Here is an 8,927-nt window from a genome sequence, read left to right as displayed (position 1 = left end):
GGGTGTGGGGTGTGGGGTGTGGGGTGTGGGGTTTTACCCATTTTCAGGTGGTCAATTACCTAATTTTCAGGGAAAAAGTACCTGAATTTTGCCCCCGATCCCCCCAATGGCTGACACTTTTTGAGGGAAAAAAAGTCTAAAAGTCTTATCCAACAAGGTTTTTAGATTTATTCAGCAAACCCTAATTAGCCCCTAGGTTAAATTATTGGCTAAAAGACGGGCTAATTGTTCGGCATTTGCCCGGGGGGAAAGACGAGGGAGGATTTTTTCCCCCGTGACCAGTTTTTGACAGAGAACGGGGATTTCGTACTGATAAGCGTTAAACCAATCCTCTCGACTGGTAATGTCCCTAATTTCTAACTGCCACTCCGGTTGACGGATTTTTTCTAGTTTTTCTAGCAACCCTTCGCAAAGATGACAGTCCGGTTTACTGTATAAAATTAGTTCTATGGTAGTCATAAATATTTATGTTCATTACCTCCACGATTAGTCTCTCATCAACAATTCTACAAACTCCCACACCCACACCGACTTTAAATAATAATTTAGTTAATTCAGGTTCTCAAAATCTAGTCTATATCGGTGTGTTTCTTCTGGCAATTACCCTAGTCATGGTTATTGGTATTATCAATCAAAAAATTGAATACGCTCTCATTTTTGCCGCCACTCTCACTGTTATTTTAGTTGCTTTTTTCTGGTTTTTATAAGTCCTTCAACCAAGGGGATTGAGGTCATGATATTCTGACTTCCCCAACCGACTCCTAACACCCTATATACAAGCAAAACGATCGGACTTATAATATAATTGTATTGATTGTGGCTTGTTGCTAGAATCACCCCAAATTGACTCAATGGGTTTATAAACGATGACAACCCTAGATATTGCTACCGATATTGTCTGTCCTCCCACCGATTTATGGAGTGATGAACCACCCTTGGAAAGTGATCTGCATTTACAACAAATTATTTTATTATTATCTTGTCTTGATTGGCTCTGGCAAGATAGAAACGATTACTATGCCTCGGGTAATTTGACTATTTATTATAACGAAAGACAACTAAAACAGCGAGATTTTTGTGGACCAGATTTCTTCGTGGTTTTAGATACAGAGAAACGTCCCAGGAAAAGTTGGGTCGTCTGGGGAGAAGGGGGTAAATATCCCAATCTAATCATCGAAATTCTCTCCGATTCCACCGCTAATGTGGACAGAAAAGCCAAAAAGGAACTATATCAGCATACTTTCCGGACTCCTGAATATTTTTGGTTTGATCCCAATACCTTAGAATGGCAAGGATTTACTTTAATCGAGGGACAATACCAACCGATTACCCCTAATGAAAAAGGTTATTTATGGAGTAAGCAACTGGGATTATATTTAGGAATTTTTGCCAATAAATTGCGCTATTTCACCGAATCGGGTGAATTGGTTCCCACCCCTCAAGAGTCGGCCCAACAGGAAAGATTAGCCAAAGAACAGGAAAGATTAGCCAAAGAAAGAGAACAACAAAGGGCGGAAAAATTAGCCCAAAAGCTGCGAGAATTGGGCATTAATCCCGATGAAATTGCTTAAATATCCGATTGGGGGTGTTAGGGCAGAAACCATGGCGCAATTTTTCCTTAATTGCTAGGCATTAAAACGAGTAATCCGAAACTCTGATTCTAGCCTAGAAATCATGGCAAAATCTCCACACTGATGTTACAATAATGACCAAGGGCAACAATCTTCAAATATAATTAATGCCATGGTGCAAAAAATAGCTTTTTTTAATCATAAAGGTGGAGTGAGCAAAACTACAACCACTTTTAACCTTGGTTGGATGCTTGCTGAGAAGGGCAAAAGAGTAATTATTGTCGATACCGATCCCCAATGTAACTTAACTGGTATGGCTTTGGCCAAAGAAAGTGAAGATAGGGAGGAAAGACTACAAGCAATCTACAATACTTACTCTAATATTAAAACAGCTTTAGCACCTGCTTTTGAGTCTCAACCGAGATTAATTGAAGCTGTGGACTGTATTCCTATTGATGGTCGTGATGACTTATTTTTACTGCCTGGTCATGTGGGATTAGCTGAATATGAAGTTACCCTAGGTATTGCTCAAGAACTTAGTGGGTCAATTCAGGCTTTAAAAAATCTCCCCGGTGCGATTACATATTTATTAGACAAAACTGCCGAAAGATTTCAAGCTGACTATATTTTAATCGATATGAGTCCCAGTTTGGGGTCAATCAATCAAAATATACTGATGACCAGCAACTTTTTTATTGTGCCAACCACGCCAGATTTTTTCTCGGTTATGGCTATCGATTCTTTAGCTAAAATATTGCCTAAGTGGCACCAATGGGCTAAGGCAGCTAGTGCTTTACCAATTCTCAAAACAGCCAACTATCCCTTTCCCGAAGTTGACCTACATTTTTTAGGAACTATTGTTCAGAAATATCGAATCATAGGTGGCCAAGAAACAAAGGCTTTTCAAAACTGGATTAACACAATCGAGGAAAATATCGGCAATAAAATGATTCCAGCCCTAGAAAAAAATGGCATGATGCTACCGAAATTTATCTACGATCAGAATGGTGTACCAGACTGCTGTACTCTAGTAAAAATTCCTAATTTTAATAGTCTTATTGCCTTATCTCAAGAGCATCAAATGCCTGTTTTTGCGCTAACTGCTGAACAATTGAAATCAGCTAAGTGGCAGGGTAAAGTGTTAGGTAAAGCCCAAGAAAAACAAGAGGACTTTAAAAAGATTTTTTCTGACTTAGCAGACAAAGTTATCGGTCTTACCTCCGAGATTTATGCAGTTAGCCATTGAACAATTTCGCCTTAGCATTGCCCGCGTTCGTGACTTGATCGCTATCCACAATTCCCTCAAATCTCAGACTACTTCGGCCCTAGATGTATCGGATATCCTCAGAGCCGCTTTAGTCCTGACTGTGAGCGCTTTAGATTATTATATTCACGAAGTGGTTACTCTAGGAATGCTAGAAATTTATCGAGGCCAACGTTCAGAACCTTCTCCCACTCCTAACAGTTCTCAATCTGCCTTTTCTCGTTTTAAAGTCTCCTTGCATGGCGCAGGACAAGAACGATTGATAGCTATTAGTATTGGCTCTTGGTTAGAGAACGAAATTCAACAAAACTACGGTTCTTTTTTTGATCAAGAATCTCGCTCAATTTCCGAGTTACTACCAATGATTGAAAATCTCCTCACCAACAAACTTAATAGTAATTATTGGCTAGAGACTGAAATTAGAGAAAACCTCAGATATAAAAGCTTTCAACAACCGGACAAGATAGCGGAGGCCATTAGATTAATTTCAGCCAAGAAATTGTGGGAAGAAGTGGCCAGCAAACTAAATAAACCAGCCAAAGATATTAAAAGCCAACTTAGCATAATTGTTGATCGAAGGAACAAAATCGCCCACGAAGCTGATATAGACCCGAGTTATGGCATTGGCAGTCGCTGGAATATCGATGAAAATCTCGTTAATGATGCCGTTACCTTTATAGAACAGCTTGTTGAAAATATCCATCAGGTACTTGAGGACATCCACTAGCCGAAAATTTCCCCGGCAGTCCATCCATAAATACTTATGATTTCTCAGGGAATTATAACAATTATTAAATAATGTGTAGTTTTGTATACTGATGTCAAGAACTTAGCTACAATATCAAGTGGCGTAAGATATATAGAGATTAGCTAGTGAGTCGGCATCAAGACAGTCAAACTGACCGGAAACGAGAAGAAACACAGTTCACTCATTACAGTGCAGAAGCGATCGCCCAACAATACCGTTACAAACCTTGGCAATTGTTCGGTCGCGCTTTCGTGATTACTTGGTCTTTAGGATTATTTCTCCTCAGTCTCCTCTGGGACAAATGGACAAAGCAAGAAGAAGCCAATAAATACAGGCGTGCCAGCGAACTTAGGCAAATTCTCACCCGTTTGGGTCCCACCTTCATCAAAGTCGGTCAAGCTCTCTCTACCCGCCCCGACCTCGTTCGCAAAGACTTTTTAGACGAATTAGTTAAACTGCAGGACCAACTTACCCCCTTCGATAACGATATCGCTTTTGCCCTTATCGAGACAGAATTGGGGATGCCTGTAGAAAAAGCCTATCGAGAAATATCCCCCACCCCTGTGGCTGCCGCTAGTTTAGGACAGGTTTACAAAGCTATTCTACCCACCGGCGAAGAAGTAGCCGTTAAAGTGCAAAGACCGGGGCTGCGGGCGCTTTTAAGCCTCGATTTATACCTAATGCGCTGGGCTGCTCAAAAATTCGGTCGTTTATTACCCCTCAATCTCGGCCATGACCTCACCTTGATTGTCGATGAATTCGGCACCAAACTGTTTGAGGAAATCGACTATCAAAACGAAGGTCGCAACGCTGAAAAATTCGCCACCAACTTCCAAAATAACCCTGAAGTTAAAGTTCCCAGTATCTACTGGCGTTATAGTGGTCGCCGCGTCCTCACCCTGGAATGGATTGATGGCTATAAACTCACCGATACCGAGAATATCAAAGCTTTAGGATTAGACCCCAATAGTATCGTTAAAATCGGCGTAACCTCCGGATTACAGCAACTCCTCGAACACGGCTTTTTCCACGCTGATCCCCATCCGGGTAATCTTTTCGCCACTTTTGATGGTCGCATGGCCTATATTGATTTTGGCATGATGGACCAGTTAGAGGAGGAAACTAAAGAAACCCTCGCTAGTTGCGTCGTCGATTTAATTAACAAAGACTACGAAAACTTGGCCGCCAACTTTGTCAAACTGGGATTTTTAACCCCAGAAACGGATATAAAACCCATTATTCCGGCTCTAGAACGGGTTTTAGGCAATGCCATCGGTCAAAGGGTCGGTGACTTCAATTTCCGCACTATTACCGATGAGTTCTCCGAATTGATGTACCAATATCCCTTCCGGATTCCCGCCAAATTCGCCCTGATTATTCGTTCCCTCGTCACCCAAGAAGGGGTGGCCCTTACCCTCGATCCTAACTTCAAAATCGTCCAAGTGGCCTATCCCTACGTCGCTACACGTCTCCTGACCGGGGAATCGCCTCAACTGCGCCGGCGTTTACTGGATGTACTGTTCAAAAACGGTAAATTCCAGTGGCAACGCCTAGAAAACATGATTACAATGGCTCGATCGGAAAGTAACTTCGATTTACTGCCCACCGCGCAATTAGGCATCACTTTTCTTCTCTCGGAAGAAGGTCGTTATCTGCGTCGTCAATTGCTATTAGCTTTGACGGAAGATGACCGTCTCCATACTGCCGAAGTGCAACGTCTCTGGGGTTTAATTCAAGGAGAATTGCAACCGCGGCGACTCTTGGATGTGGCCATGAGCGCTTTTCGGGAATTATCCTCCCAAGGTGTGGCCGCTGTCCTTCCGGGAGAAACCAGTTCGCGTTAAAGTGTTTAAGGTCATCATCGGTTAATCACTTTTTCTATGGATTATTATTTTCTGCCCCAACCACCCTATTTTCTAGTTTTTGCCGGTTTATTTATCGGTATTACCTGCGGGGCTGCTTTTGAAGCTAGTCTCAAGCAAGTGGTTAACAATTGGTATAAAAATAAGGGTTCAGACGATCAAAATCTTTTAAAATCCAGTTCCTTACAAATTCCTTTTATTGGTATTTGTGTAGGAATCTGTCTTTTCCTGGCCTCGGGATTAGATATATTTATTCTCAATGGTTGGGTTGCCTACGCTATCTCTCTCCCGATGACTATCTTTATCGGTGGTTTGGTTTGGAGTCAGTTAGGGGAATTGTTAGGCCAATTACAGCGCGGCGGTTCTAAAGAAATTGACCTCGATTATCGGGGATAATTACGAGGCAGCAAACATTTAGGACTAAGATAATAGGTGTTAGCAGATAGGAAAGATCAACTCCCCCACAACTAACACCAAAACCTTAGTTATACCCAATTTACCAGCTATTTTGGCCCGCGATTTTAGATGCAAAAACCTTTAGCATGGCATTGGCGATCGCTTCCTCTGCATCAGCGCACTGGTTCCGAGGTTTTTGCCTGCTTATTCTCCCAAGATGCGATCGCTACTTTACTAGAAAGTCCCTATCCGGGTAATTCCCTCTCCCGTTACTCTCTTTGTGCTGGTTCCCCGCGTCAGCTTTGGACCCCCGCACTAGGGGAAATTTTGCCCTTTTTAAGCAGTTTACTCCCCCAAACTCGATCGGATGTGCTTCCCGATCATCTTCCCTTCCATGGCGGTTGGTTGGGGTGGTTAGGCTACGATTTAGCTTGGGAAATAGAAAAATTACCCGACAGGAAAGCTGATACTCTCCCTTTTCCCGTCGCTTATTGGTATGAACCGGATAGTTTTGCCATTCTCGATCACCAAGCACAAATTCTCTGGTTAGCTGCCAGCAAACCCGAAGATTTAGATAAATACGAACAATCTTTAACCACTAACCCCGATTTTGAGTTTATCGATCCCCATCCCTCTCCCTTAATCTTTTATACTTCTCAACTCGACTACGAAAAAGCTGTTAAAAAAGCCTTAGATTATATCAGAAAAGGTGATATTTTTCAAGCAAATTTATCCCTAAGATTTCAAAGCACAACTAAGGCAAAAGGATGGCAAATTTATCGCAGTTTACAACAGATTAACCCTTCTCCTTTTGCTAGTTATTGGCGCACTCCTTGGGGAGAAATGATTAGTTGTTCTCCCGAAAGATTGGTAAAATTAGAAAGAGGAATAGCCAGCACTAGACCGATCGCTGGAACTCGTCCCCGGGGTAAAACCGAGGCACTCGATCGACAATTGGCCGAGGAACTATTAACTAATAAAAAAGAACAGGCCGAGCATATTATGCTAGTGGATCTAGAACGTAATGATCTAGGTAGAGTTTGTGAATGGGGATCGGTTTATGTGGATGAATTACTGACGATCGAGCGTTATAGCCATGTTATGCACTTGGTCAGTAATGTTCAAGGAAAATTAGATAAAAAGTATCATGCTATTGATTTAATTAAAGCTCTTTTCCCCGGGGGAACAATTACTGGTTGTCCGAAAGTTCGCTGTCTAGAAATTATCGAAGAATTGGAACCGATGCGACGCAATTTATTCTATGGTTCCTGTGGCTATATTGACCTACGGGGTCATTTAGATTTGAATATTCTCATCCGTACCCTATTAATGACTACTCAAGGTAATTTAAACACTGTTTGGGGACAAGTGGGAGCGGGAATAGTTGCCGATAGCGATCCCGAAAAAGAATGGTTAGAATCCCTTCATAAAGCTGAGGCACAATTAATCGCTTTACGTTCTTTTTAGTTTTTGATTTCAACAAACTAACCTATTGTTGAATCTTGCATGAGTGCCTTTTGCATGAGTGCCTATCCTAACCAAGAAATTAATTTGGCACGACTACTTACTTTTTACCTTATCTGCTATTTTGTAGGATAGCTTCCGATCTTGAACCCTATTCATGAATGAAATTTCTATCGCTGTTACTTTTTTTCTTAGTTTAGTCTTGACCTCGCTTCCCTTTTTACTTTTGGGGGCAGCCGTTTCCAGTTTTTTGCTTGTTTTCGTCAATAAACAGCGATTAGCGGCGATATTTCCCCGTAATCGACTGTTAGGAGCGATCGTTGGCAGTACAATCGGATTAATCCTACCCGTCGGACAATACGGCACGATTCCCGTCGCTAGAAGATTTTTATTAGAGGGAGTACCCCCAGGGGTGGTGTTTAGCTTTCTCACCGCTGCACCTACCCTAAATATCGTCACTCTTTGGCTAACTTGGCAGACTTTCAGCTATTCTAGTATTTTCTTCTATCGATCGCTTTCGGTGTGGTTAATGGCAATTTTTATCGGCACTCTCTTTAGTTTCTATCGGGAAAAACCCCGCACCGATAGCGAAATTCCCCTAGAATCGAGTTTAGTTCTTTCCGGGAGTTTTTTACCAGAGGAAGCAGCCAGTCAACCCCTACAAAGAGTCGGCAGTCTTGTTTATGAGTATAAAACTAGAGATAGGCAAGCTTGGCCAATTTCTGTGCAGTTATTTCTCGATAACTTTATCGATGAAGCACTGGAATTAGGGGGATTATTAATTATTGGCTGTGCGATCGCTAGTATCTTTCAGTTATTATTACCTCAGAGTCAATTAATTGCCTGGGGGAATACTCCCGCTACTCAAATTCTCGTGCAGTTGTTCTTTGGTTTCACCCTCGCTATTAATGCCAGTCTTAGCACTTTTGTCCCCGGTTCTTTAATTACTAATCTGTCCGTGGGTTCCACTCTAGCTTTTTTACTGGTCGCTTCCCTCATTGATATTAAAGCTTTTATCCTTCTCCTATCAGCTTTCCGTCCTAAAATCGTCCTTTATTTCGGAATTTTATGCCTGTTAATGAGTTTTTTAGTGGCTCTGATCCTCAGTTTTTATCTAGGTTGAATTCATTCCGGGTCAGAAAAATTTTCTCTTGACAAAAGCCCCTTGACATGATACTATATTCATAATGGAAAATCCGTGCGCCTACAAGCCCTATTTTCCCAAGCATTTAAACTCTAACTCATCTTAATTCTGCTTGTCGGAGTTGCGACAACATAGTTTTATAGTTCTCCATAATTGTTTGGGTATGGGGATGATTTTCCCCTAATACTTGGGTAGCAATCTTAATCGCTTCTCGATAGAGAGGTTCCGCTTCTTTGTACCTGCCTTGGCAATCGTACAATGCTGCTAAATTGTTGAGGGAAGTTGCCACATCGGGATGATTGTCTCCTAAGAGTCGTTTTTTCAAATCTAATGCTTCTCGATAGAGAGGTTCCGCTTCTGTGTACCTGCCTTGGGAACAGTACAATCCTGCTAAATTGTTGAGGGAAGTTGCCACAGAGGGATGATTGTCTCCTAAGAGTCGTTTTCTCAAATCTAATGCTTCTAGAAGGAGAGGTTC

General features: G+C 41.8%; 10 protein-coding genes. 8 read left to right on the top strand and 2 right to left on the bottom strand.

Annotated elements, in window-relative coordinates:
- Nucleotides 1–192 precede the first annotated feature (192 nt).
- Nucleotides 193–459, bottom strand: coding sequence for a glutaredoxin family protein (locus PN470_RS16255; protein WP_016516868.1), 267 nt, complete (start codon nucleotides 457–459; stop codon nucleotides 193–195).
- Between the two features lie 8 nt (nucleotides 460–467).
- Between PN470_RS16255 and PN470_RS16250 the strand changes: the two genes are divergently transcribed.
- From PN470_RS16250 to PN470_RS16215, 8 genes are all read left to right on the top strand, one after another.
- Complete coding sequence (locus tag PN470_RS16250) at nucleotides 468–707, top strand: hypothetical protein (RefSeq protein WP_002750530.1); 240 nt, start codon at nucleotides 468–470, stop codon at nucleotides 705–707.
- A 159-nt stretch (nucleotides 708–866) separates the two neighbouring features.
- Complete coding sequence (locus tag PN470_RS16245; protein ID WP_271938413.1) at nucleotides 867–1,571, top strand: Uma2 family endonuclease; 705 nt, start codon at nucleotides 867–869, stop codon at nucleotides 1,569–1,571.
- A 172-nt stretch (nucleotides 1,572–1,743) separates the two neighbouring features.
- Nucleotides 1,744–2,817 carry a ParA family protein gene (locus PN470_RS16240; RefSeq protein ID WP_271938410.1) on the top strand — a complete coding sequence of 358 codons (1,074 nt, stop codon included), beginning with the start codon at nucleotides 1,744–1,746 and terminating at the stop codon, nucleotides 2,815–2,817.
- The gene (locus PN470_RS16235) at nucleotides 2,801–3,562 is read left to right on the top strand and encodes a HEPN domain-containing protein (RefSeq protein ID WP_272104804.1); all 762 of its coding nucleotides are present in this window, start codon (nucleotides 2,801–2,803) and stop codon (nucleotides 3,560–3,562) included. Before PN470_RS16240 ends, PN470_RS16235 begins: the two co-directional genes overlap by 17 nt.
- A gap of 146 nt (nucleotides 3,563–3,708) precedes the next feature.
- Nucleotides 3,709–5,427, top strand: a complete 1,719-nt coding sequence (locus PN470_RS16230; protein WP_272104803.1) for an ABC1 kinase family protein — start codon at nucleotides 3,709–3,711, stop codon at nucleotides 5,425–5,427.
- Nucleotides 5,428–5,463: 36 nt separating this feature from the next.
- Nucleotides 5,464–5,841, top strand: a complete 378-nt coding sequence (locus tag PN470_RS16225) for a hypothetical protein (protein WP_002734118.1) — start codon at nucleotides 5,464–5,466, stop codon at nucleotides 5,839–5,841.
- A 129-nt stretch (nucleotides 5,842–5,970) separates the two neighbouring features.
- Nucleotides 5,971–7,308: an anthranilate synthase component I gene (locus PN470_RS16220; protein ID WP_272104802.1), complete on the top strand. Its 1,338-nt coding sequence runs from the start codon at nucleotides 5,971–5,973 to the stop codon at nucleotides 7,306–7,308.
- 154 nt (nucleotides 7,309–7,462) lie between these two features.
- Complete coding sequence (locus PN470_RS16215; protein ID WP_272104801.1) at nucleotides 7,463–8,428, top strand: permease; 966 nt, start codon at nucleotides 7,463–7,465, stop codon at nucleotides 8,426–8,428.
- Nucleotides 8,429–8,546: 118 nt separating this feature from the next.
- Here the strand turns inward: PN470_RS16215 and PN470_RS16210 are convergent.
- The coding region (locus tag PN470_RS16210) for a tetratricopeptide repeat protein (protein WP_272104800.1) at nucleotides 8,547–8,927 on the bottom strand (381 nt) is incomplete at its 5' end.

It is taken from the genome of Microcystis sp. CS-574, assembly GCF_028329095.1.
GTDB classification, from domain to species: Bacteria; Cyanobacteriota; Cyanobacteriia; order Cyanobacteriales; family Microcystaceae; genus Microcystis; species Microcystis ichthyoblabe_A.
Note: the sequence above shows the minus strand (reverse complement) of the source record. Positions and strands in the feature narration are given on the sequence as shown.

What these genes read in the sequence shown, in the direction of transcription:
- PN470_RS16255 (WP_016516868.1), bottom strand. Translation starts at nt 459, where the DNA reads ATGACTACCATAGAACTAATTTTATACAGTAAACCGGACTGTCATCTT.
- PN470_RS16250 (WP_002750530.1), top strand. Translation starts at nt 468, where the DNA reads ATGTTCATTACCTCCACGATTAGTCTCTCATCAACAATTCTACAAACT.
- PN470_RS16245 (WP_271938413.1), top strand. Translation starts at nt 867, where the DNA reads ATGACAACCCTAGATATTGCTACCGATATTGTCTGTCCTCCCACCGAT.
- PN470_RS16240 (WP_271938410.1), top strand. Translation starts at nt 1,744, where the DNA reads ATGGTGCAAAAAATAGCTTTTTTTAATCATAAAGGTGGAGTGAGCAAA.
- PN470_RS16235 (WP_272104804.1), top strand. Translation starts at nt 2,801, where the DNA reads ATGCAGTTAGCCATTGAACAATTTCGCCTTAGCATTGCCCGCGTTCGT.
- PN470_RS16225 (WP_002734118.1), top strand. Translation starts at nt 5,464, where the DNA reads ATGGATTATTATTTTCTGCCCCAACCACCCTATTTTCTAGTTTTTGCC.
- PN470_RS16220 (WP_272104802.1), top strand. Translation starts at nt 5,971, where the DNA reads ATGCAAAAACCTTTAGCATGGCATTGGCGATCGCTTCCTCTGCATCAG.
- PN470_RS16215 (WP_272104801.1), top strand. Translation starts at nt 7,463, where the DNA reads ATGAATGAAATTTCTATCGCTGTTACTTTTTTTCTTAGTTTAGTCTTG.